Annotated in this window: 22 protein-coding genes; 13 read left to right on the plus strand and 9 right to left on the minus strand. The window is 70.4% G+C overall.

Annotated features, from left to right (window positions below; genetic code table 11):
• The first annotated feature begins 106 nt into the window (after window positions 1-106).
• The gene (locus KZC57_RS10425) at window positions 107-1,468 is read left to right on the plus strand and encodes an NAD(P)/FAD-dependent oxidoreductase (RefSeq protein WP_308194419.1); all 1,362 of its coding nucleotides are present in this window, start codon (window positions 107-109) and stop codon (window positions 1,466-1,468) included.
• Between the two features lie 79 nt (window positions 1,469-1,547).
• On the opposite strand, the gene KZC57_RS10430 is transcribed toward KZC57_RS10425, so the two are convergent.
• A complete protein-coding gene (locus KZC57_RS10430) occupies window positions 1,548-2,231 on the minus strand; it encodes a Pr6Pr family membrane protein (RefSeq protein ID WP_247641682.1) in 684 nt (227 codons plus the stop codon).
• Between the two features lie 215 nt (window positions 2,232-2,446).
• Between KZC57_RS10430 and KZC57_RS10435 the strand changes: the two genes are divergently transcribed.
• The 10 genes from KZC57_RS10435 to KZC57_RS10480 all read left to right on the plus strand — a co-directional run bounded on the left by KZC57_RS10435 (window position 2,447) and on the right by KZC57_RS10480 (window position 12,271).
• Window positions 2,447-3,733 carry an adenylosuccinate synthase gene (locus KZC57_RS10435; RefSeq protein ID WP_060922320.1) on the plus strand — a complete coding sequence of 429 codons (1,287 nt, stop codon included), beginning with the start codon at window positions 2,447-2,449 and terminating at the stop codon, window positions 3,731-3,733.
• Between the two features lie 5 nt (window positions 3,734-3,738).
• Complete coding sequence (locus KZC57_RS10440; RefSeq protein WP_105948992.1) at window positions 3,739-4,842, plus strand: beta-propeller fold lactonase family protein; 1,104 nt, start codon at window positions 3,739-3,741, stop codon at window positions 4,840-4,842.
• Window positions 4,843-4,911: 69 nt separating this feature from the next.
• On the plus strand, window positions 4,912-6,300 hold the full coding sequence (locus KZC57_RS10445; protein WP_247641683.1) for an MFS transporter: 1,389 nt from the start codon (window positions 4,912-4,914) through the stop codon (window positions 6,298-6,300).
• A 75-nt stretch (window positions 6,301-6,375) separates the two neighbouring features.
• Window positions 6,376-6,954, plus strand: a complete 579-nt coding sequence (locus tag KZC57_RS10450) for a biotin transporter BioY (protein ID WP_060922323.1) — start codon at window positions 6,376-6,378, stop codon at window positions 6,952-6,954.
• 178 nt (window positions 6,955-7,132) lie between these two features.
• Window positions 7,133-8,569, plus strand: coding sequence for an NAD(P)/FAD-dependent oxidoreductase (locus KZC57_RS10455; RefSeq protein ID WP_105948995.1), 1,437 nt, complete (start codon window positions 7,133-7,135; stop codon window positions 8,567-8,569).
• A 135-nt stretch (window positions 8,570-8,704) separates the two neighbouring features.
• Window positions 8,705-9,007 (plus strand): DUF427 domain-containing protein, encoded by a 303-nt coding sequence (locus tag KZC57_RS10460; protein ID WP_060922325.1) that lies wholly within the window; start codon window positions 8,705-8,707, stop codon window positions 9,005-9,007.
• A 52-nt stretch (window positions 9,008-9,059) separates the two neighbouring features.
• A complete protein-coding gene (locus KZC57_RS10465; protein ID WP_105948996.1) occupies window positions 9,060-9,920 on the plus strand; it encodes an ABC transporter ATP-binding protein in 861 nt (286 codons plus the stop codon).
• Window positions 9,917-10,600, plus strand: a complete 684-nt coding sequence (locus KZC57_RS10470) for an ABC transporter permease (protein ID WP_025104210.1) — start codon at window positions 9,917-9,919, stop codon at window positions 10,598-10,600. Before KZC57_RS10465 ends, KZC57_RS10470 begins: the two co-directional genes overlap by 4 nt.
• Complete coding sequence (locus KZC57_RS10475; protein ID WP_060922327.1) at window positions 10,597-11,316, plus strand: ABC transporter permease; 720 nt, start codon at window positions 10,597-10,599, stop codon at window positions 11,314-11,316. Before KZC57_RS10470 ends, KZC57_RS10475 begins: the two co-directional genes overlap by 4 nt.
• Window positions 11,317-11,350: 34 nt before the next feature.
• Window positions 11,351-12,271 carry an ABC transporter substrate-binding protein gene (locus KZC57_RS10480; protein WP_060922328.1) on the plus strand — a complete coding sequence of 307 codons (921 nt, stop codon included), beginning with the start codon at window positions 11,351-11,353 and terminating at the stop codon, window positions 12,269-12,271.
• Window positions 12,272-12,436: 165 nt separating this feature from the next.
• Here KZC57_RS10480 and KZC57_RS10485 read toward each other — a convergent pair whose 3' ends face one another.
• Window positions 12,437-13,663: an AI-2E family transporter gene (locus KZC57_RS10485; protein ID WP_217583212.1), complete on the minus strand. Its 1,227-nt coding sequence runs from the start codon at window positions 13,661-13,663 to the stop codon at window positions 12,437-12,439.
• A 62-nt stretch (window positions 13,664-13,725) separates the two neighbouring features.
• Between KZC57_RS10485 and KZC57_RS10490 the strand changes: the two genes are divergently transcribed.
• Window positions 13,726-14,025 (plus strand): chorismate mutase, encoded by a 300-nt coding sequence (locus KZC57_RS10490; RefSeq protein WP_025104206.1) that lies wholly within the window; start codon window positions 13,726-13,728, stop codon window positions 14,023-14,025.
• Window positions 14,026-14,034: 9 nt separating this feature from the next.
• On the opposite strand, the gene KZC57_RS10495 is transcribed toward KZC57_RS10490, so the two are convergent.
• The 4 genes from KZC57_RS10495 to KZC57_RS10510 form a co-directional block, all read right to left on the minus strand.
• Window positions 14,035-15,741, minus strand: a complete 1,707-nt coding sequence (locus KZC57_RS10495) for a long-chain-fatty-acid--CoA ligase (protein ID WP_247641684.1) — start codon at window positions 15,739-15,741, stop codon at window positions 14,035-14,037.
• A gap of 67 nt (window positions 15,742-15,808) precedes the next feature.
• Window positions 15,809-16,351, minus strand: coding sequence for a GNAT family N-acetyltransferase (locus tag KZC57_RS10500; protein ID WP_144881594.1), 543 nt, complete (start codon window positions 16,349-16,351; stop codon window positions 15,809-15,811).
• Window positions 16,351-16,944 carry a short chain dehydrogenase gene (locus KZC57_RS10505; protein ID WP_083370964.1) on the minus strand — a complete coding sequence of 198 codons (594 nt, stop codon included), beginning with the start codon at window positions 16,942-16,944 and terminating at the stop codon, window positions 16,351-16,353. Before KZC57_RS10505 ends, KZC57_RS10500 begins: the two co-directional genes overlap by 1 nt.
• 104 nt (window positions 16,945-17,048) lie before the next feature.
• Complete coding sequence (locus KZC57_RS10510; protein WP_247641685.1) at window positions 17,049-18,146, minus strand: ROK family transcriptional regulator; 1,098 nt, start codon at window positions 18,144-18,146, stop codon at window positions 17,049-17,051.
• 122 nt (window positions 18,147-18,268) lie between these two features.
• On the opposite strand from KZC57_RS10510, the gene KZC57_RS10515 reads away from it, so the two are divergent.
• Window positions 18,269-19,432, plus strand: coding sequence for an ROK family protein (locus KZC57_RS10515; RefSeq protein WP_247641686.1), 1,164 nt, complete (start codon window positions 18,269-18,271; stop codon window positions 19,430-19,432).
• A 116-nt stretch (window positions 19,433-19,548) separates the two neighbouring features.
• Here the strand turns inward: KZC57_RS10515 and KZC57_RS10520 are convergent, their stop codons facing one another.
• From KZC57_RS10520 to KZC57_RS10530, 3 genes are read right to left on the minus strand one after another with little or no spacing between them, the layout of a single operon-like run.
• Window positions 19,549-20,475: a carbohydrate ABC transporter permease gene (locus KZC57_RS10520; protein ID WP_082750161.1), complete on the minus strand. Its 927-nt coding sequence runs from the start codon at window positions 20,473-20,475 to the stop codon at window positions 19,549-19,551.
• 2 nt (window positions 20,476-20,477) lie between these two features.
• Window positions 20,478-21,449, minus strand: coding sequence for a carbohydrate ABC transporter permease (locus tag KZC57_RS10525; protein WP_060923387.1), 972 nt, complete (start codon window positions 21,447-21,449; stop codon window positions 20,478-20,480).
• A 31-nt stretch (window positions 21,450-21,480) separates the two neighbouring features.
• A complete protein-coding gene (locus KZC57_RS10530; RefSeq protein WP_105948999.1) occupies window positions 21,481-22,725 on the minus strand; it encodes an extracellular solute-binding protein in 1,245 nt (414 codons plus the stop codon).
• Between the last annotated feature and the right edge of the window lie 154 nt (window positions 22,726-22,879).

The following is a 22,879-nucleotide window of genomic DNA, read 5'->3' on the forward strand; positions in this document are numbered from 1 at the left end:
CACTGTCCGGGCGGGTCGAGCGTTCCGCTCCCACCGGGGAAGAACTGTCCTCCTCTCCCGGATACGGCTGCGCCCGATACATGACGGAAGAGTTTGAGGACGATACGTGACGAACAGTGAACGAGTAGCGATCATCGGCGCCGGCCCCTCGGGGATGGCGCAGCTGCGGGCCTTCGAGTCCGCGGCCCGTGCGGGGGCGGAGATCCCCGAACTGGTCTGCTTCGAGAAGCAGGCCGACTGGGGCGGCCAGTGGAACTACACCTGGCGCACCGGGCTGGACGAGTACGGCGAGCCCGTGCACTCCAGCATGTACCGCAACCTGTGGTCGAACGGCCCGAAGGAGGCCCTGGAGTTCGCCGACTACACCTTCGACGAGCACTTCGGACGGCCGATCTCGTCGTACCCGCCGCGTCCGGTGCTGTGGGACTACATCGCCGGGCGTCTCGCGAAGACGCAGGTGCGCGACCTCATCCGTTTCGAGACCGCGGTGCGCTGGGTGGAGTTCGACGAGGAGCGTGAGGTGTTCCGCCTCACCAGCGAGCACCTGCCCACCGGACGCACGACCACGGAGGAGTTCGACCGGGTCGTCGTGGCCAGCGGTCACTTCTCCTTCCCGAACGTGCCGCACTTCGACGGCATCGAGACCTTCCCCGGATCCGTCGCCCACGCGCACGACTTCCGGGGCGCGGAGGCCCTCGCCGGGCGGGACGTGCTCGTGATCGGGTCGAGCTACTCGGCGGAGGACATCGGCAGCCAGGCGTTCAAGATGGGCGCCCGCTCGGTCACCGCGAGCTACCGGACCGCGCCGATGGGATACGACTGGCCGGAGGGCTTCGAGGAGCGTCCGTGCGTCGAGCGCTTCGAGGGCCGTACCGTGCACTTCGCCGACGGCACCTCGAAGGAGGTGGACGCGGTCATCCTCTGCACCGGCTACCTGCACAAGTACCCGTTCCTGCCCGCGGAGTTCGCCCTGTCCTCGCCGAACAACGTCTACCCCGACGGGCTGTACCGGGGCGTGCTCTGGCAGGGCAACCCGCGCCTCGCCTACCTCGGCGCGCAGGACCAGTGGTTCACGTTCAACATGTTCGACGCGCAAGCCTGGTTCGTGCGCGACGTCATCCTCGGCCGGATCGCACTCCCCGACGAGGCCGAGCGTGCCGCGTCCATCGCCGCGTGGCGGAAGCGGTTCGCTGAGATCGACTCGGCGGCGACGGAGATCCGCTTCCAGGCCGACTACATCCGCGACCTGCTGGAGTGCACCGACTATCCGGCGTTCGACCTCGATCGCGTCGTGGAGATCTTCCTCGCCTGGAAGCACGACAAGAAGGCCGACATCATGGGCTACCGCGACCGCGTGTACCCCTCGGTCATGACCGGGACGCTCGCCGCCGCACACCACACCCCGTGGCTGGACGAGCTCGACGACTCCCTCGAGCGCTATCTCGAGGCCGACGCGCTCCTCGTCTGATCGCCGTCCCACCCCCTTCCGGCCGTCCCACCCCTTTTCGCACGTTCGCAAGGGGGTGGGGCGCACGGAAAGGGGTGGGTCACCGCTTGGCCCGACGCCGCCCGATCCCCACGACGAGCGCGGCGGTGGCGAGGATGATCGCGGCGATGAGGAGCACCCAGAGCGCGACGCCGCCGTAGCCGCCGTTCAACGAGGGATCGAGGAAGGGGTACGGGTACCACCACGGGTTCCCGGTCGCGGGTGCGGTCACGAAGTTCGCGCGGAGCAGCGTGTAGACGACCCACACGATCGGGAAGATCGCGGCGATCCCCACGGTGCCCCAGCCGAGGGCACGACGACGCGGCGCGAACAGCACGTCGGCGAGCAGGACGAGCGGGATGACGACGTGCAGCACCTCGTTGGACCAGGCGACCGTGGCCCCCTGCGGCAGCGCGATCCCGCGGAGCAGCGTGTTGTAGACGACGCCCGTGACGATCATGTAGGTGCTCGCGCACACGAGCAGCGTCGCCAGCCACGTCGGTTCGACTCTCGCGTCGCGGTGCGTCAGCCCCCAGACCCCGCCGACGGCCAGCACCACCGCTGCCAGCACGTTGGAGAGGATCGTGAAGAAGCTGAAGAAGTTCGCGAACACGGTGGGCAGGTGCGCGCCCCACGCGGTGTCTGCGGTGAGGGCGATCTCCAGGGTGCGCACGAGCTGCGCGACGATCGCCGCCACCGCGAGCGCCGCCGCCGCGAGTCGGATGTAGGGCCACCACCGCGTCATCGCCACCTCCGTCGCCACTGTAGCGGCCCCCTCTGCCGTCCCGCCCGGCACGATGCGGGACCGAAAAGGTGCCTCCGCGGCCCCGGGAAGGTGTGTATTCCGTCCCGTATCGGCCTTCCCGGGGGGCTGTCCGAGGCCTGCCGATAGGATGGGAGCGCCCGAAGAGGGCCAGCTCATCGGCCGGTGCAAACCCGGCGAAAGCCAAGGGGTTACCCATGCCAGGAATCGTTATCGTCGGCGTGCAGTGGGGCGACGAAGGAAAGGGCAAGGCCACCGATCTGCTCGGTGAGCGCACCGACTGGGTGGTGAAGTTCAACGGCGGCAACAACGCCGGGCACACCGTCGTCGTGGGCGATGAGAAGTACGCCCTGCACCTGCTGCCCTCCGGCATCCTGTCGCCGGGCGTGAACCCGGTCATCGGCAACGGCGTGGTCATCGACCTCGAGGTGCTCTTCTCCGAGCTGGAGGCCCTGTCCGCCCGCGGCATCGACGTCTCGCGGCTCAAGGTCAGCGCCAATGCGCACATCATCACCCAGTACCACCGCACGCTCGACAAGGTCACCGAGCGTTTCCTCGGCAAGCGCAACATCGGCACGACCGGCCGCGGCATCGGTCCGGCCTACGCCGACAAGATCAACCGCGTCGGCATCCGCGTGCAGGACCTCTTCGACGAGAACATCCTGCGCCAGAAGGTCGAGGGCGCCCTCGATCAGAAGAACCACCTCCTGGTGAAGGTCTTCAACCGCCGCGCCGTCACCTGCGACGAGATCGTCGACGACCTGCTCTCCTACGCCGAGCGTCTGCGTCCGATGGTCGCCGACACCGGCTACCTCATCGACCAGGCCCTGAGCCGCGGCGAGGTCGTCGTGTTCGAGGGTGGTCAGGCGACGATGCTCGACATCGACCACGGCACCTACCCGTTCGTCACCTCGTCCTCGGCCACGGCCGGCGGCGCCTCGACCGGCTCCGGGGTCGGCCCCGGCGCCCTCGACCGCATCGTGGGCATCGTCAAGGCCTACACGACCCGCGTCGGCTCCGGTCCGTTCCCGACCGAGCTGTTCGACGAGCAGGGCGACTGGCTGCGCAAGCAGGGCTTCGAGTTCGGCACCACCACCGGGCGTCCCCGCCGCGTGGGCTGGTACGACGCCCCCATCACCCGGTACGCCACGCGCATCAACGGCATCACCGACCTCGTGCTCACGAAGCTCGACATCCTCACGGGCCTGGAGAAGATCCCCGTGTGCGTCGCCTACGACGTGGACGGGGAGCGGTTCGACGAGGTGCCGGTGAACCAGACCGACTTCCACCACGCGAAGCCGATCCTGGAGTACTTCCCCGGGTGGAGCGAGGACATCTCGACCGCGCGCACCTTCGAGGACCTTCCGCAGACGGCGCAGGACTACGTGCTCGCGCTGGAGGAGATGAGCAACACCCGCATCTCGGTGATCGGCGTCGGTCCGGAGCGCGATCAGGTGATCGTGCGCCACGACCTGCTCGACTGACCGGCATGACGCGGTTCTGGCTCGGGGGCTACGGCCCGGCGATGGAGGGCTCCGCCGAGGGGATCGGCGTGCTGGCAGGCGACGAGGGTCGGGAGGCCACGACGCTCGCCTACCGCGGGCCCGTGACGCAGACGCCGTCGCCGTCGTGGCTGGCGGCGCATCCGTCCCTCGACGTCGTGTACGCGGCGCTGGAGGGCGATGCCGCCGTGCAGGCGTTCGCGCGCACCGGGGAGCTGGCGCTGACGCCGCTCGGCGATCCGGTGGCGACGGGGGACGGCGTCTGTCATCTCGCGGTGTCGCCGAACGGCCAGACGCTCGTCGCCAGTTGCTACGGCGACGGGCGGGTCGTCCGGTTCGCACTCGCCGCCGATGGTCGTCTCGTGCCGGCCAAGGAGGATGCCGCCGCGGCCCTGCGCGCCGCCCTGTTCGGCGACGGCGATCCGGATGCGGCACCGGCGACTCCCGCCGGGGACGGCGTCGCGGCGGTCGACCCGTACGGCGACGCGGGCCGCGCGTCGCACGCGCACGCCGCAGCCTTCCTGCCGGACGGGCGCGTGGCGACGACCGACCTCGGCTTCGATCTCGTCCGGTTCTGGCGCCTGCAGGGCACCGGGCTCGTCCTCGATCAGGAGGTCGTGCTTCCGCGCGGCACCGGTCCGCGCCACATGGTCGTGCATCCGAGTGGTCACCTGCATGTCGTGACCGAGTACTCCTGCGAGGTCTTCACACTTGCGGCGGCCGCCGACGGCACCTGGGGCGTCGTCTCCTCGGCTCCGGCGAGCCCCATCGCGCAGATCGGCGTGGACTTCCCCGCCGAGCTCGCCCGCTCGAAGGACGGCCAGTTCCTCTACACCGCCCTCCGCGGCAGCAACACCATCGCGGCGCTGCGAGTGCGCGGCAGCGGTGAGGCCCTGGAACCGGTCGCGCTCGCCGACTCCGGAGTCGACTGGCCGCGACACCACCTCGTCTACCAGGGCAAGCTCCTCGTCGCCGGTCAGCGCTCCGACACCGTCATGCTGCTCGACCTCGACGACCGCACCGGGGTCCCGCTCGGAATCCGGCACGAGGCGCAGGCTCCCGCGCCGACGAGCATCCTCCCGCTCCGCTGACGCCGGGCCGGTCGTACTCTTCTTTAGAGGCTTGACCTCAACCATTCTTGAGGTTCTAGCGTCGTCCTCATGACGACCGAGACCGGGCGCACCGCGCCGTCCACGCCCGCTCCGCCCCGCATCCTCGGCAGCGAGTACGTCTGGATCACGATCGGCGCGTGCGCCCTCGTGTTCCTCGGCGCCTTCGAATCGCTGGCGGTCACCACCGTGATGCCGGCGGTCAGCTCCGATCTCGACGGCGAGCGGCTGTACGCGCTGGCCTTCGCCGGACCGCTGGCGACGAGCGTGATCGGCATGGTGGTCGCCGGCAACTGGTCCGATCGGCGGGGTCCCGTGGTGCCGCTGTACGCCTCCGTCGCCCTGTTCACCGTGGGGCTGCTCGTCGCGGGGCTCGCGTCGACCATGGAGGTGCTCGTCGCGGGACGCTTCGCGCAGGGGCTCGGCAACGGCGGACTCATGGTGGCTCTCTACGTCGTGGTCGCCCGGGTGTACCCGACGTCCCTGCATCCGGCGATCTTCGCGGGGTTCGCCGCCGCGTGGGTCGTCCCCTCCCTGATCGGTCCGACGATCGCGGGTGCGGTCACGGAGGTGTGGAGCTGGCACTGGGTCTTCCTCGGGGTCGTGGTGCTCGTCGTGCTCGCGCTGCTGATGGTCGTCCCGGCCCTCCGCGGGCTCGCGCGCAGCGGAGACCCCACCACGCCGTGGGCTTTCGGGCGGCTGGGGTGGTCGGTGCTCGCCGCCTCCGCTGTGCTCGCCCTCGACCTCGTGGGCGAGGTCCCGGTCGCCGGGCCCTTCCTGTCGGCGGCCGCGGTGGTGATCGCGATCGCGGCGGTGCGCCCGCTCCTTCCGCGGGGCGCGCTCGTCGCCCGCCGGGGCCTGCCGTCGGTGATCCTCGTCCGTGGTCTCGGGGCGGCGGCGTTCTTCGGGGCGCAGATCTACCTGCCGTACCTGCTCACTGATCGGTACCTACTGTCGCCGACCCTCGCCGGGCTCGCGCTGACCGGGGGTGCGCTGGCCTGGTCGGCGGCGGCGACCGTCCAGGGGCGAATGGGCGAGCGCCTGTCGAGCGTGACCGCGGTGCGGGCGGGGACGATCCTCGTGGTCGTCGGGATCGCCCTGATCCTGGTGATCACGGTCACGCAGGCCGCCCCGCTGCTCGCCGCCCTCGCCTGGGTCGTCGCGGGTGCGGGCATGGGGTTGATGAGCCCGCGATCCAGTGCGCTCGTCCTCGCGATGTCCTCCCCGGCGGAACAGGGCTTCAACAGCGGAGCCATGACCGTGGCCGACTCCTTCGGGAGCGCGCTCGCCCTCGCCGTCACGGGCTCGCTCTTCGTCACGCTCGGGGCCGTAGCCGGCGTGGATGCGTTCGCGGGAGTCTTCGCGCTCGCCGCGGTGATCGGTGTGGCGGCGGCCGTCCTCGCCCCGCGGACAAGGAGCACGGAGCCCGCTGCGGAGTGATTTGCGCGGGCTGTGCGGGCACCTCTACCCTGGTGAACGGTGTTCAGGTGAACACCGTTCAGGAAGGAACACCCGATGGCATCCACCCCCCGCGACACCTCCGCGACCCTCGGCCGCGTCGCCGTCTTCGCCGCGCTCATCATCGTGCTCGGCACGGTCGTCGTCCCGCTGCCCGGCGGGGTGCCCATCACCGGACAGACGCTCGCCGTCATGCTCGCCGGTCTCGTCCTCGGCCCGCGGGTCGCACCGTGGTCGGTCGCCCTCGTCCTCCTGCTCGCGGCGGTCGGACTCCCCGTGCTCGCGGGTGGGCGCGGAGGTCTCGGGGTCTTCGTCGGCCCCACGGCGGGGTACCTGCTCGGCTGGATCGTGGGCGTCGTCGTCATCGGACTGCTGATGCGCACCGGTCGCCCGACCTGGTGGCGTACCGCGCTCGCGGCCTTCGTCGGCGGTGTGCTCGTCGTCTACGCCTTCGGCATCCCCGTCCAGGCTCTCGTCACCGGCGTGCCGCTCGACCTCACGGCCCTCTCGACCTTGGCCTTCCTGCCCGGCGACCTCATCAAGGTGACCGCAGCCACCCTCATCGTCATGGCCCTCCGTCGCGCCTATCCCCGGGCCTTCGCGGACCCCCGCACCGTCCCCTCCGTCGTCGCCTGACCCTCGGGCCGCCCCTGCTCGTCCCGTCGACTCCCCGTCGTGCACCTGGAAGGTCGAAACCGGATCCGACACCGCGAAGGACGGGCATATCGGCGGACGGGAACAACTCACCCGTGACTCGACGTTCCTCATGAGCGAGACTGGGCCACGGACCGCCGCGGCCACGAGAGGGGCGAGCATGACTGCTGCCGACAAGACCGACGAATACGACCTCATCGTGCTGGGCGGTGGTCCGGTCGGGGAGAACGTGGCGGACCGTGCCGTGCAGGGCGGTCTCACCGCGATCATCGTGGAGAGCGAGCTCGTCGGCGGGGAGTGCTCCTACTGGGCGTGCATGCCGTCGAAGGCGCTGCTCCGCTCGGCCCAGGCGCTCCGTGCCGCGCAGCACGTCGCGGGCGCCGCGCAGGCCGTGACCGGGGCCCTCGATGTGCGCGCCGTGTTCGAGCGCCGCGACTCCTTCACGAGCAACTGGTCCGACGACGGGCAGGTGAAGTGGCTGGAGTCCGCCCACATCGACCTCGCCCGGGGTCACGGCCGGCTGACCGGGGAGCGCGAGGTCACGGTGACCGACCAGGACGGCGGGACGCGGGTGCTGCGCGCGCGTCACGCCGTCGCCATCAGCACCGGCTCGGATGCGGTCATCCCGCCGATCGAGGGCCTGCGGGAGGCCTCGCCCTGGACGAGCCGCGAGGCGACCAGCGCCGAGGAGCTGCCCGACAGTCTCGCGGTCATCGGTGGCGGTGTGGTCGCGGTCGAGATGGCCACCGCGTACGCCGCGCTCGGCTCGTCGGTGACGCTGCTCGCGCGCAGCGGGCTGCTGGGCGGGATGGAGCCCTTCGCCGGAGAGCGCGTGGCCGACGGCCTGCGTGAGCTCGGCGTCGACGTCCGCACCGACACCGGCACGACGGCGGTGCACCGCGACGGGGACCGGGTGACCATCACCCTCGACAACGGGGAGACGGTGACCGCGGCGGAGGTGCTCGTCGCGACCGGGCGCTCTCCGCGCAGCGCCGACATCGGGCTCGACGTGGCTGGCCTTGAGCCGGGCCGCTGGATCGAGACCGACGACACCCTCCGTGTCCCCGGGCACGACTGGCTCTACGCCGTGGGCGACGTCAACGGCCGCGTGCTGCTGACCCACCAGGGCAAGTACCAGGCGCGTGCCGCGGGTGACGTCATCGTCGCGCGGGCGAAGGGCGAGAGTGTGGATGACGCACCCTGGGGGCGTCACGCCGCCACGGCCGACCACGCCGCGGTGCCCCAGGTCACCTTCTCGATCCCGGAGGTCGGGTCCGTCGGCCTCACCGAGGCGGCAGCGAAGGACGCCGGCACTGCCGTCCGGGTCGTCGACTACGACCTCGGGTGGGTGGCGGGCGCGAGCCTGTACGAGGATGGCTTCGCCGGGCAGGCGCGCCTGGTCGTCGACACCGACCGCGACGTCGTCGTCGGTGCGACGTTCGTCGGCCCCGAGGTCGCCGAGCTCGTGCAGGCCGCGACCATCGCGATCGTCGGCGAGGTCCCGATCGCCCGACTCTGGCACGCCGTGCCCTCCTACCCCACGATCAGCGAGATCTGGTTGCGCCTGCTGGAGGGCTACGGCCGCGACTCGGCCTGATCCGGGCAATCCGATTCCGGTCGCGTGACGAACAGGACGCGCATTGTGTCCCAGATTGACGACCCCGCGCGCAACCCGGTGCCGGATGTCGCACCCGTCTTATACGCTCGAACCCACATCCGAGGAGGCAGGACCATGAAGGCTGTACTCGCAGGAAACGTCATCGCCGAGGCCGACCAGGACGACCTCATCCGCATCGAGGGGAACTGGTACTTCCCGCCGGCATCCGTCGCGCCGGACGCCCTCGTCGAGAGCCCCACCCCGTACACGTGTCCGTGGAAGGGCGAGTGCCAGTACTACTCCGTCCAGGTCGACGGGGAGCTGCACAAGGATCTCGCGTGGTCGTATCCGCATCCGTATCCGTCGGCGTTCGACCGGGTCGGCAAGGACTTCTCCGGCTACGTCGCCTTCGCCCCGGGCGTCGAGGTCTCGGCCTAGTCCCGCACGACGCACGACCGCACGTCCGCACGACCGTCGGAGAGACACCCTCATGATCGAGTTCCGCAACGTCACGAAGCGCTTCCCCGACGGGACGCTCGCCGTCGACGACTTCAGCCTCGTGCTGCCCTCCCGCAAGACCACCGTGTTCGTCGGATCGTCCGGCTGCGGGAAGACCACCCTGCTCCGGATGATCAACCGCATGGTGGAGCCGACGTCGGGGGAGGTCGAGATCGACGGGGAGAGCGTGCTGTCGGGCGACCCGGTCGCCCTGCGCCGGCGCATCGGCTATGTGATGCAGAACTCCGGGCTCATGCCGCACTTCACCGTCATCGACAACGTGGCCACCGTGCTGCGGCTGAACGGGGTGAAGCGTAGGCAGGCGCATGAGCGTGCTCGCGAGCTGCTCACGACCGTCGGCCTCGACCAGGCGCTCGCCGAGCGGTATCCGAGTCAGTTGTCGGGTGGTCAGCAGCAGCGCGTCGGGGTGGCCCGCGGACTCGCCGCCGACCCGAACATCCTCCTCATGGACGAGCCGTTCGGTGCGGTCGACCCCATCGTGCGCGCCGACCTCCAGCAGGAGACCCTGCGGCTGCAGCACGAGCTCGACAAGACGGTCGTGTTCGTCACGCACGACATCGACGAGGCCTTCCTCCTCGGCGACCAGGTCGTCATCCTCGACAAGGGCGCCCGGATCGTGCAGGTGGGCAGCCCGAGCGAGATCATCGAGAACCCGGCCGACGACTTCGTCTCGTCCTTCATCGGAGCCGACCGCGGCCGCCGTGCGCTGCACCTCAAGCAGACTCCGCGGGGAACCGTCGTCGTCGACTCCGAGGGGCGCACGCAGGGAGCGATCGTCGACGCGCCGGAGGGCGCGGTCGACGGAGCCGACACGGTGAGGGCGGCCCCGTGAACTGGGTCGGCGACAACCTCGGGCTGATCCTCGAGCTCACCGCGGTGCACCTGCAGCAGAGCGCGATCGCGATCGTGCTCGGTTTCGTGCTGGCGCTCCCGCTGGGGTGGGTGGCCTGGCGCTATCAGCTCGTGAAGGGTCCGGTCATCGTCCTCACCGGGCTGCTCTACACGATCCCCTCCCTCGCCCTCCTCATCCTGCTGCCGTCGGTGGCGGGCTACCCGGCGCGCAGCCCGGCCAACCTCGTCATCGGCCTGACGATCTACGCGATCGCGATCCTCGTCCGCGCGGTATCCGACGGCCTGGACTCGGTCGACCCCGCGATCCGGCAGTCGGCGGTCGCGATGGGCTACGGCGGGTTCCGCCGCTTCTGGACGGTCGACTTCCCGCTCGCCGGGCCGGTCATCCTCGCGGGCCTCCGAGTGGCGGCGGTGAGCACCATCTCGCTCGCGACGGTCGGCATCCTCGTCGGCGTCACGAACCTCGGCTACCTGTTCACGAACGGCCTCCAGCGCCGCATCCTCGCCGAGGTCTTCACCGGCATCGTCGCCGTCGTCGTCATCGCCCTGGTCATCGATCTCCTGCTGGTCCTCCTCGGGCGGGCCCTCATGCCGTGGACGCGGGCGGCGGCCACCCCTGCCGCTGCGCGGCGGACGATCACGCTGAGGACGGCCGCATGAACGTGTTCACCGAGGCCTTCGCCTGGCTGTTCTCACCCGACCGCTGGGTCGGGACGTACTCCCTCCCCGTCCTGTTCGGCCAGCATGTCTTCTACACGGTCATCTCCGTGCTGATCGCCGCGGTGATCGCCGTACCGCTCGGCTGGCTCATCGGGCACACCGGGAAAGGGCGGGAGATCGCGGTCGCCGTCTCCGGAGCGGCCCGCGCCATCCCGTCCTTCGGCCTCATGGTGCTGCTGGTGCTCCTGCTCGGGGTGCTGCGCACGCCCCTCGCGGCGATCATCACCTTCGTCGTCCTGGCGATCCCGTCCCTGCTGGCCGGCGCCTACACGGGCCTGGAGGCGGTCGACCGCCGAACCATCGACGCCGCGCGGGCGATGGGGATGACCGGCTGGCAGGTGTTCTGGAAGGTCGAGGTGCCGCTCGGCATGCCGCTGCTGGTCGGCGGCCTCCGCTCGGCGCTGCTGCAGGTCATCGCCACGGTGACGATCGCGGCCTACGTGAACCTCGGCGGCCTCGGCTGGCCGATCATCCAGGGCATCCCGCTCCGCCGCTTCGACCAGGTGCTCGGCGGCGCGATCCTCGTCGCGGTGCTCGCGCTCCTCGTCGACCTCCTGCTCGCGCTCGCCCAGCACGCCGCGGTGCCCCGCGGTGTGCGCACCCGTCCGCAACGACGCCGCGCTCGGGCGACCGCCCCCGCGGCCGCACCCGCCTGAACCACAGCATCGTCCCCCAGAGAAGAGGAAGTCCATGTTCACCGCACGAAAGTCCCGCCTCGCCCTTGCCGGCGGCGTCGCGCTCGCCGCCGCCCTCGCCCTCTCCGGCTGCGCCAACAGCAACCCGCTGGACGCGCCCACCGACGACGCCGGCGACGGTGGTGGCAGCGACACCATCGTCATCGGCTCGCAGGCCTACTACTCGAACGAGATCATCGCCGAGATCTACGCGCAGGCGCTCGAGGCCGCCGACTTCGACGTCGACCGCCAGTTCAGCATCGGCCAGCGCGACGCCTACATGCCGGACGTCGAGTCCGGGGCGATCGACCTGTTCCCCGAGTACACGGGCAACCTGCTCGAGTACCTGGACAAGGATGCGACCGCCACCAGCCCGGACGACGTCTACGCGGCCCTGAAGGACGCGCTCCCGGACGGCCTCACCGCGCTGGACTACGCCGAGGCCTCCGACCAGGACACCTACACGGTGCTCAAGAGCTTCGCCGAGGAGAACGACCTCACCTCGATCGCCGACCTCGCAGACGTCACCACCCCGGTCACGATCGGCGCGGCTCCCGAGTTCGAGCAGCGTCCGTACGGTCCCGCGGCGGCCAAGGAGGTCTACGGCGTCGACCTGGCGTTCTCCGCTACCGGTCCCACGACGCTGGAGTCGCTGCTCGCCGGCGAGATCCAGGTCGCGGACATCTACTCGGCCGATCCGGCATTCCAGACCGAGGACATCGTGGCGCTGGAAGACCCGGAGAACATCATCCTGGCCTCGAACGTCGTCCCGATCGCTTCCAGCGACGTGGCCGACGAGATCGCCGACGTCATCAACGGCATCAGCGCCAAGCTGACCGCCGAGGAGCTCGTCGCCCTCAACGTGCAGAGCACGGTCGACCAGAAGTCGGCGGAGGACATCGCGAAGCAGTGGCTGACGGACAACGACCTCGTCTGAATCGTCTCCCCGCGAAGCGCCCGGCCCTCAGGGGGCGGGCGCTTCGTCGTCCTCGACCGCCGGCGTGCACAGCTTCGGAGATCGCGCCCGACACGCCGCGGAGGACCCCGGGCTGACGGTGTGTCGCCCCGGATCTCGGAAGTTGTGCCCTGGGCGGGGGTGGGATCAGGTGCGGGAGTCCTGCTTCGGCACGACCACCTGCTTGACGATGATGAGGATCGAGGCGGTGACGGGCACGGCCACGAGGGCGCCGAGCAGCCCGAGGAGCGTGCCGCCGGCGAGGGCGCCGATGACGACGAGCGAGCCCGGCACGGCCACCGCCTTGTTCATGACCCGGGGGGTGAGCACGTACGCCTCGATCTGCATGTAGACGAGGTAGATGGCGGCGAAGACCAGCGCGGCGATCGGGTTCGTGAACAGCGCGAGGATGGTGCCGATCATCCAGAACAGCACCGAGCCGACGAGCGGGATGAGCGTGACGCAGAAGGCGATCGCGGCCATGAGCGGCGGGAACGGCAAGCCCAGCACGGTGTAGAGGATGAGGGCGAGAGTCGCGTTGCAGAACGCCAGGACGACCATCCCCATCACATAGCCGCCCACGGAGTCGGTGATCTGCTGGGAGATGTCGCCGGCGCGGCCGCGGTCGCGGGCCGGGACCAGGCGCAGCAGCCCCTGGCGCATGGCCGGCAGGGTCGCGAGGAAGTACAGCGTCAGCACGAGCACCACGATCGCGCCCGAGATACCGCTCGCGATGGACGCGCCGACCTGGAGCGCCCCGCCGCCGATCGTCGCGAGATTGCTGAAGTCCGAGAGGAAATCCTCCACTTCCGACACGAGGTCCTGGAACTGGTCGCCGAACTGGTCGTCGAGGGTGGCGTAGAGGTCGGACTTCGTGAAGTCCTGGATCATGCCGGGAACCGACTTCACGAACCCGGCGATCTGATCCACGACGATGGGCACGATCATCCAGAGGACGAGGGCGACGACGACGATGAGGGCGAGGATGGTCACGACGACGGAGAGCGCACGGGAGATGCCGCGACGCTCGAGGAAGCGGACGGCCGGGTCGAGACCGAGCGCGGCGAACAGGGCGAGAGCGATGTAGATGAGGACGGTGGAGAGGCTGTAGAGCGCGCTGCCGATCACGATCGCCCCGAGACCGCCGAGGGTCACGAGGAACCCGAAGACGAACGGCCGATCGATCCGCGTCCAGAATGAGCGACTGGGCGTGGTCGGCTCGATCACCACGGGGACGGACGGCTTCGCGGCGGCGTCTGGCGCCTCCACCGCGGCACCGACCAGCGCGGCGTCGACGGGGGCGGGGACGGAGTCCGGGGCGGGACCGCCCTGGCCGTCATGCGGAGCGGAGGCCGGCGACTGGTCGTTGCTCATGAGCACACGATAGCGGTGCCCCTCGTCGGAGGCCGGGTGATCCGCGGCTCTAGAGTAGGGGCATGACTGCCGCTGAGGATCCGAAGGCCGAACTGCTCCGGCTGCGTGCGAGCATCGACAACATCGACGCGGCCCTGATCTTCCTGCTCGCGGAGCGGTTCCGCGCCACACAGCAGGTGGGACACCTCAAGGCCGAGCACGCGATGCCGCCGTCCGACCCGAACCGCGAGGAGCAGCAGGTCGCTCGGCTCCGCGCGCTCGCGGAGGACGCCCACCTCGACCCGGAGTTCGCGGAGAAGTGGTTCAACTTCGTCGTGGCCGAGGTCATCCGCCACCACACCGAGGCCGCCGAGGGGCGCTGAGCCCGCGCGTCAGGCCCCGCGCTCGGCGAGCAGCCGGTCGCGCACCTCGCGCCGCAGCACCTTGCCGATGAGCGACCGGGGGAGGTCGTCGACGGCGGTGATCCGGCGCGGCACCTTGTAGGCGGTCAGGTGGGTGCGGCAGAAGTCACGGAGCGCGTCCATGTCCGCCGCCGCGCCCTCGCGGAGCACCACTGCGGCGGCGACCTCCTCGCCGCCGCTCGCCCGAGGGAGCCCCACGACGGCGGCCGCGACGACGTCCGGGTGGGCCTCCAGCGCGCTCTCCACCTCGCTGGGCGCGACGTTGAAGCCGCCGGTGATGATGAGCTCCTTGCGGCGGTCGACGATGGTGACGAACCCGTCGGGAGAGACCTCGGCGATGTCGCCGGTGCGGAGCCAGCCGTCCGGCAACAGGGTCTCGGCCGTCTCGCCGGGGCGCCCCCAATACCCCTGGAAGACCTGCGGTCCGCGCAGCAGCAGTTCGCCGGGCTCACCCGTGGGTACGTCGACATCGGGGTCGTCGGGGTCGACGACACGGATCTCCGTGCTCGGGAACGGGACGCCGACGGTACCGGGGCGCCGCGTCGGACCCATCGGGTTTCCGAGCGCGACGGGGGAGGCCTCGGTCATCCCGTACCCCTCGACCAGCAGTCCCCCGGTGGCCTCCTCCCAGCGTCGCACCGTCGCCACGGGGAGGCTCATGGCCCCGGAGATCGCGAACCGCACCGTGGAGAGGTCCACCGTTCCGCGTCCGGCCGCGCGGGCCAGCTGATCGTAGATGGGCGGCACCGCGGGGAGGAAGGTCGGCGGGCTCGTGCGGGCGGCGTCCGTGACCAGGCTCACATCGAAGGCCGGGAACAGCACCACCTTCGCCCCGATGCTCAACGCGAACGTGAGGCACAGGGTGAGTCCGTAGGCGTGGAAGAGCGGCAGCACGGCGTAGAACGTCTCCTCGCCGTTGCGGAGTCCGGGCACCCAGGCCCGCCCCTGCATCGCGTTGGCCCGCAGGTTCGCATGGGTGAGGATGGCGCCCTTGGGAAGCCCGGTCGTCCCGCTCGTGTACTGCAGGACGGCGGTGTCGCCCAGCGACGGCCCGGGGGTGCGGCGGGGGAGCCGCCGGTGCGACACGAGCTTCTTCCACGGCGTCAGGTGGCGCGCGCGTGGCGTGCTGGTCAGCTTCGCCCGCGATGCCCGGGCCTTCGGCACGGGGAGTCGCAGCAGGAGGCGCTTCGACAGGGGCATCGCCGCCGTGAGGTCGACGCTCACGATGTGGCCGACCCGGAGATCGTCGGGGAACCCCGCGACGGTATCGGCGACCTTGTCCCACACGATCGCGACGCGGGCCCCGTGGTCCTCGAACTGATGCCGCAGCTCGCGCGCGGTGTAGAGCGGGTTGTGCTCGACGACGATCGCGCCGAGACGCAGGACCGCGTAGAACGCGACGACGTGCTGCGGGCAGTTCGGCAGCACCAGCGCCACCCGGTCGCCCTTCGTGACCCCGAGGTGGCGGAGTCCCTCCGCGGCGCGGTCGATCTGCTCGCCGAGCTCCCGATAGCTCGTGACGGCGCCGAAGAACTCGAGGGCGGGGCGACGCGAGTACCGCCGGATGCCGGCGGCCAGCATCTGCGGCAGGGTCTGCGTCGGCTCGTCGATGTCGGCCGGCACGCCCTCGGCATAGGAGCGGAGCCAGGGACGGGAAGACAGCGGCGCGTCGGTCATGCCCTCATCCTCCGACATGGACCTGTGCTCCGCCTCCCCCTTGCGCTCACCACCGCTCGGCGTGCAGTCACCCGTCCGCGAGTATGCCCATGACGATCGCGTCCACCCATTCGCCGTCCCAGCGCAGCGCCTCCCGGCGCCGGCCCTCGACCATGAACCCGGCCTTCTCGTAGGCGCGCTGCGCCCGCGGGTTGAACGCGTACACCTCGAGCTCCACGCGGTGCAGTCCTACGGTGTCGAAGGCGTGACGGATGACCGCGCGCGTCGCCTCCGTCCCGTATCCGGCGCCGAACCATTGCGGGCCGGCGAGAGCGATGCGGAAACCGGCCGAGCCATTGTCCTCGTCCAGGTCGCTGAGGACCACCTCGCCGATGTGCGCGCCGTCTTCGCGACGGAGGATCGCCCAATCCGCCCGGTCGTCCCGGTCGTCGAGCGACCGGAGCCAGGTCTCGACGCCCTCGCGGGTGAAGCGCGCGTGGGTGCCGGTCAACCGCAGCACCTCGGGCTCCTGCAGCGCCACCCAGGTGCCGTCGAGATGCTCGGGTCCGAGCGGCACGAGGTCCAGTCGCTCGGTGGACAGCGCGGGGACGGGAGTGAGGGAGAGCGCCATCAGACGGTGAGCACCCGCCCCGTGACGATGCCCTCGACCGCGCGCACGTACGCCTGGCCGACCTCGTCGTCGGTGACCGGGCGGTGCCCGGGGAAGGTCGAGAAGTACCCGGGGGAGTTCGCCAGCACGTCGGGCGAGACCGCGTTGATGCGGATGCCCCGCGGGGCCTCGGCTGCCGCCGTGATCACGAACGACTCCAGGGCGCCGTTGGCCATCGCCGCCGCCGCTCCCGACGCGATCGGCTCTCGCGCGAGCACGCCGCTGGTGAGGGTGAGGGAGCCGCCGTCGGTCACGTGGTCGAGGGCGATCCGCACGACGTCGAGCTGCGCGAGGGTCTTCCCGGTGAAGGCGGACAGATAGTCGTCGCGGTCGAGATCGGTGAGCGGCTTGAAGGGCACGGAGCCCACGGCGACCACGACGGCGTCGACCGGGCCGACCCGCTCGAAGAGGCTGCGGATGGAGGCGGGGTCGGTCACGTCCACGCTCTGCTCGCCGGAGCGGGACGCCCGCACGACCTCGTGTCCGCGAACGTCGAGGGTGGCGGCGACGACCCCGCCGATGCTGCCGGTCGCGCCGATCACGAGTGCCTTCATGCGGATTCCTCTCCCAGGACGGACCGAGGCGACGGGTCGCCGCCCCGCGGGATCGAGTCTCCCATCCCTTCCGGGCGGGAGAGGACGGATGACGGGCGCGTCCGTCAGCGCGGGCTGAACTCGGCGGCCACCACGCGGGTCGCCGCGCCGAGCAGGACGGCGTCGTCGACCGCGCTCGGCACCACGGTGGGCCCGAGAGAGGGGTGCGAGGCGGCTCGGACCGCGGCGGCCGTCGCGTCCACGAACTCCGGGGAGACGATCCCGTCCGGACCGCTCAGCACGATCGTCGGCAGGTCGACGGCGGCGGCGATGACCGAGAGCGACGTGCCGAGCCGCGCACCCGCGGCGGCGAGCACCTGCGGGCGGTCCGCTCCCGAGGCGTCCAGGCGCCGGGCGACGGCGGGAGCCCCGGCCCACGCGTGGACGCAGCCCTCGCGGCCGCACAGGCAGGCCTCGCCGGGCTCGCCGCCGGCACCGACGTGCGCGAGCTCGCGGGCCCCGATGGATCGTTCGACCGGGGCGCCGTCGTCGCCGACGACGCGGATCGCGGTGCCGATGCGGGTCCCGAGGCGGACGAGGAGGAAGTCGGTGCCGACGGCACCGAACCGCTGCTCGGCGTCGGCCACGAGATCGGCGTCGTCGAAGAGGTGCACGGGGGCGTCGAGGATCTCCGCGAGTCGCGGTCCGAGACCGAGCAGCGCGGAGGAGCCGGTGGGCACACCGATGCCGATGCCGAGCGCGGGACCGTCAGTGAGGGCCCGCAGCTCGGCGACGAGACCGGCGATGGCGGCAGCGGCGTCCGGGGTGCGCGGCCGGCGGAGGCGGTGCGCGAGGCGGCCGTCCGGCGAGGCCAGTGCGCCGACGATGTCGTCGGGTGCGGAGAGGTCGAGCGCGATGACCTGGACGGCACGCTGGTCGAACTCGAGCATCACGGCGGGCTTCCCCGGCCGGGACTCCTGGCTGGGTCCGCTCTCCCGGATCACACCGTCCGCGAGAAGGTCGCGCACGACCTCGGAGACGGTGGGGCGGGCGAGGCCGGTGAGCCGGGAGAGATCGGCGCGGCTCAGGGCGGACTGCTCCATGAGGGTGCGCAGGACGAGGGCGCGGTTGCGTTCCCGGATGCCGCGGGCGTGGCCGTTGGACGACGCCTGCGCGGCTCGTGCCCGATCGGCGGGGCGCTCTAGGATCTGGGGGTAGCGCATGATGCTCCTCCCGATCGAGGCTCGGGCTGACTAAGTTCAATGAATAAACTAACGGACCGAGCGTACGGAGCGGTACGCGCGCTGTCAATCGACGGACCTCGGCCCCGAGAAGGAACTCGCAGATGTTCACCCACGACGACGCGCTGGACACCCAGGCGGCGGTTCGGCGAGCGAACCTGCGGCGGGCGCTCCAACTCGTCTTCCAGGCGTCCGGTTCGCAGACGCGCGCAGGGATCGCGCGGGCGACCGGCCTCACAGCGGCGACCGCGTCGTCCCTCGTCGCGGAACTCATCGAGCACCGGCTCATCGCGGAGGGCGAGCAGGCGGTGAGCACGGGGGGCAAACGCGCGACCACGCTCAGCATCGACGCGGAGCATCATCTGATCCTCGTGCTCGTCGTGCAGCCGACCAGTGCGTACCTGGCGCTCGTCGCCCTCGACGGCTCCGAGGTCGCCCGCCGCAGCGTCTCCTACACGACGCAGACACGCGACCGGGTGCTGGACGAGACCGTCGCCGAGGTGGTGGCTGCCTACGGCGCGCGGCTGCTCGCGGTCGGCGTGCAGGTCCCGGGGACGACCGACGGTCGCACGGTGCTGGAGAGCGTGCAGCTGGAGTGGCACGAGGTCCCGCTCGCGGACCGCTTCGAGAGCATCACCGGCGTCCCGGTCCTCCTCGTCAACGACGTCGACGCCGAGGCCATCGCGGAGGCGGGGCTGGATGCCGCGCCCTCGGGCTACCGGCTGTTCATCCACAGCGGAGGCGGCATCGGCGCCGCCGTCACCCTCGACGGCGAGCTCGCGCCGGGGCCCCGTGATCGGGCCGGGGAGATCGGTCACGTGCAGGTCGTCTTCGGCGATGCCGCGCGTCCCTGTCGTTGCGGCCGTCGCGGCTGCCTGGAGTCGGCGGCTGCGATGGGACCGATGCTGGGGGAGGAGTTCTCGGACGCGCTGGACGTGCCGGCCGTCCGCGCTCTCGTCTCCCGTGCGGATCAGGCACTGATCGACGATGGGGCCCGCGCGTTGGCCCGCGCCATCAAACTCATTGGGGCGCTGCTCGATCCCATCGAGGTCGTCATCGGCGGTCCTGCGACGGAGCTCGGCCCCCGGTTCCTGGAGCGGGTCCGCGCCGAGAGCGGTTATCCCGCCCGCGGCACCGCCGACGTCCCCATCCGATATGCCGATCCGCGTGTCACCCCGTCCGCGGGTACCGCGCAGGCCGCCCTCACCGCCGTCCTCGGCGTGCGGTGGAGTCCCGACCAGCTCCGCGCCGGCGGCCCCCGCCCCTGACCTCGCCGTCCCCGACGTTCCTGCTGCACGACCCGGATACGGGTGCACGACCGGACCCGTCCGGAACACCTGCACGCATGCCGCGGTCGTGCAGGTGTTCCGGACGCGTTACTGGGTTACTTCACACTGCCGGCGGTGAGGCCGCCCACCAGGCGCTTCTCGATGAGCATGAAGAGGATGATGACCGGCAGGATCGCCACGATCGAGACGCCGAACACGTACTGCCAGCTCGTCTCGTACTGACCGACGAACTTCGTGAGGGCGACCGACAGCGGCTGGTTCTTGTCCGTCGACAGGATCACCAGCGAAGCGGCGAACTCGTTCCAGCAGGCCACGAACGTGAACACGATCGCGGTGACGATGCCCGGCCAGACGAGCGGGAGGTTGATCCGGAACAGGACCGTGAGGCGTCCGGCGCCGTCGATCTGCGCCGCCTCGTCGACCTCCTTCGGGATGCCGGCGAAGAACGAGTGCATGATCCACACGGCGAACGACAGGTTGAAGGCCGCGTTGATGAAGATCATGGCGGTCCAGGTGTCGCCGAGGCCGAGGACGGTGAACTGCCGGAACAGACCCGACGTGAGCACCGCCGGCTGCAGCATCTGCGTCACGATCACGAGGAACAGGAACACCATGCGGCCGGGGAAGCGGAACCGGGCCGTGTAGTACGCCGCGGGGAGCGACACGAGCAGCACCAGGAGCGTCGCGAACACGGAGATGACGATGGTCGAGACGAGGTTGTACGGCAGCGGCGTCTCGGGCGTCGACCACATCGTGAGGTAGTTCTCCCAGTGCCACTCCACCGGGAGGTAGGTCGGGTCGACCGAGCGGATCTGCGCCTTCGTCTTCACCGATCCGAAGAACATGATGAGGTACGGCAGCACGAAGATCGCGAGCACGAGGAACCCGGCGGCGGTGCGCAGGATCACGCGGGGCAGCGACACCTGATCCGCGGTGTAGCGGCGCCGGCGGCCGGGGATGGGCGGGGTGCGTCGTCCGCGGGAGTCGGCGGTGGTCACGAGGGCGGTCTCGGTCACGGTCATGATCAGACCTCCTTCATGGGCTTGACGATCTTGACGTAGGCCGCGACGATCGCGATCACGATGAGGAAGGCCACGACCGACAGGGCGCTCGCGACGTCGACCTTCTTCTGCAGCTCGATGTACTTGAAGATGAGCGTCATGATCGTGTCGGCGCCGTAGCCCGGGATCGACCCGGTCATCACCTTGAGGATCGGCAGCGAGTTGAAGACGTTGATGATGTTGATGAGGATCGCCACGGCGAGGGCGCTGCGCAGCTGCGGCAGGACGATCGACCAGTAGGTGCGGGCCGCTCCGGCGCCGTCCATCTTGGCGGCCTCGATCGCATCGGCGGGGACCGCCTGGAGCCCGGCGAGGATCGTGTAGGTCGTGAAGGGCAGCGACACGAACACCGCGATGACGATCGACCACGCGAACGCCGTCGTCGGGTTCTTCGTCCAGCCGTAGCCCACCGCGTCGTCGGAGAGCCCGATGTCGTAGAGGAACTTGTTGAAGACCCCGAAGTACGGCTCGAGGCTGTAGTAGAAGACCATCGTGGTCATCACCACGGACGCGGCCCACGGCACGATGACCGCCATCCGCACGAGCTGGCGCCCCGGGAACGCCTTGTTGAGGATCTGCGCGAGGCCGAGCGAGATCACGACCGTGAACAGCACCACCGACACGACCCAGACGATCGTGCGGACGAAGATCGGCCAGAACTCCGGGAACGTGAAGACGGTCACGAAGTTGTCGAAGCCGACCGAGCCCTTGTCCAGGCCCGAGAGCGAGATGTCGCGGGTGGAGTTGAAGAACATGACACCGGCGGGGAACAGCACCACGCCGATGATGAGCACCAGCGCGGGGGCGATCCACGGCAGCGCTTGGAGGAGGTCCCGCCCGCCGGGGCGACCGCGCACGGCCGTCCCGGCGTCCGGGGTGCGGGGGCGGCCGGTGGCCGCCCCCGCGAGGTTCGAGGATTCTGTCGTCTGGCTCATGGGGGATTCCCGAACCTCTCCGTTCCGCGGGTCAGCCCGCGTCCACCTGGTCCTGGATCTGCTTCAGCACATCGGCCGCCGGCTGATCCTGGATCTGTCCGAACAGCGACTTGAAGGCGCCGTCCGCTGCCGACCACTTCGGGTTGGTCGACGGGTAGAACTGCGCGTCGGGCAGCACGTCGAGGAACGGCTTGAGGGCCTCCTCGCCGGACAGCTCCTCGGCGCCGGACTTCGTGACGGGGAGGAAGCCCTCCGCCTGCACCCACGGCACGTAGACCTCGGGCGAGTAGAAGTAGTCGAGGAACTTCGTGATCGCCTCCTGCTTGTCGCCGTCGTTCTCGAACGCCATGAGCTGGTCCATGACGCCGAGGGTGAACGGCGAGCCGTCCTTGGTCGGGATCGGCACGATCGAGTAGTCGAGGTCCGGGTTGTTGTCGGCGATCTGGCCGACCGTCGGCGGCAGGCCGACCTGCATGCCGATCTTGCCCTGGATGAAGATGTCCATCAGCGGGGAGCGCTGCGTGGAGCCGGGGTCGGCCTGGGTCGCCCCGGCGTCGATCATCTTCTTGATCTGCTCGGCGCCGACGAGGTTCTCCGGGGTGTCGATGGTGATCTCCGACGCGTCGCCGAAGGATCCACCGCCGCCCCAGAGCCACACGGCGGCCTCGGCCTGCGCCTCCTCCGAGCCGAGCGGCATGCCGTAGCCCGCGACACCGCCGCCGAGCCCGGACACCTTGGTCGCCGCGTCGAGCAGGGAGTCCCAGTCGGTCGGCGCCTCGACGCCTGCCTGGGACAGGAGGTCGTTGTTGACGAACAGGGCACGCGCGGAGGCGATCATCGGCAGGGCGTAGGCCGTGCCGTCGACCTCGGCGTTGGCGAGGAAGGAGTCCTGGAAGTCGGAGTAGACGTCGTCGGACACGACCTCCTCGACCGGGTAGAGCAGCTCGTCCTCGACGAAGCCCGCGAAAGGGCCGCCGTTGTAGATGTCGGGCGCCTCGCCCGCCTGGACCTTCGTGGAGATGACCTTCTCGAGGTTGTCCCACGACTGCACCTCGAGGTTGACCTTGATGTCGGGGTTGTCCTTCGTGAAACCGTCGATGACGTCTTCCCAGAGGCCCTTCGTGGCGTCGGAGTAGCTGGGGACGAGCAGGTCGAGCGTGCTGGCGTCGTCGCCGCCGCCGCTGTCTCCTCCCGATCCACCGAAACCGCAGGATGCGAGCGACAGCGTGGCGACGGCCGCGACCGCTGCGGCCCCGTATCGCCGTGACTTGTTCATGGGCATTGCATTCCTCACTGTGGGTGCTGCTCCAGCGGGCGGGATCCGCTCTCCGGAGAGGGGGGTGGTGCACAGTCGCAGAACACTCCACGCGACGGTGCGTGATGATCACGCCGCCGAGGTGGTCGCGATCGTCCGAGCGGGGGCTCGGGGG

Origin of the sequence: Microbacterium sp. KSW4-4 (assembly GCF_023091185.1) — a bacterium.
Lineage (GTDB): Bacteria > Actinomycetota > Actinomycetes > Actinomycetales > Microbacteriaceae > Microbacterium > Microbacterium paraoxydans.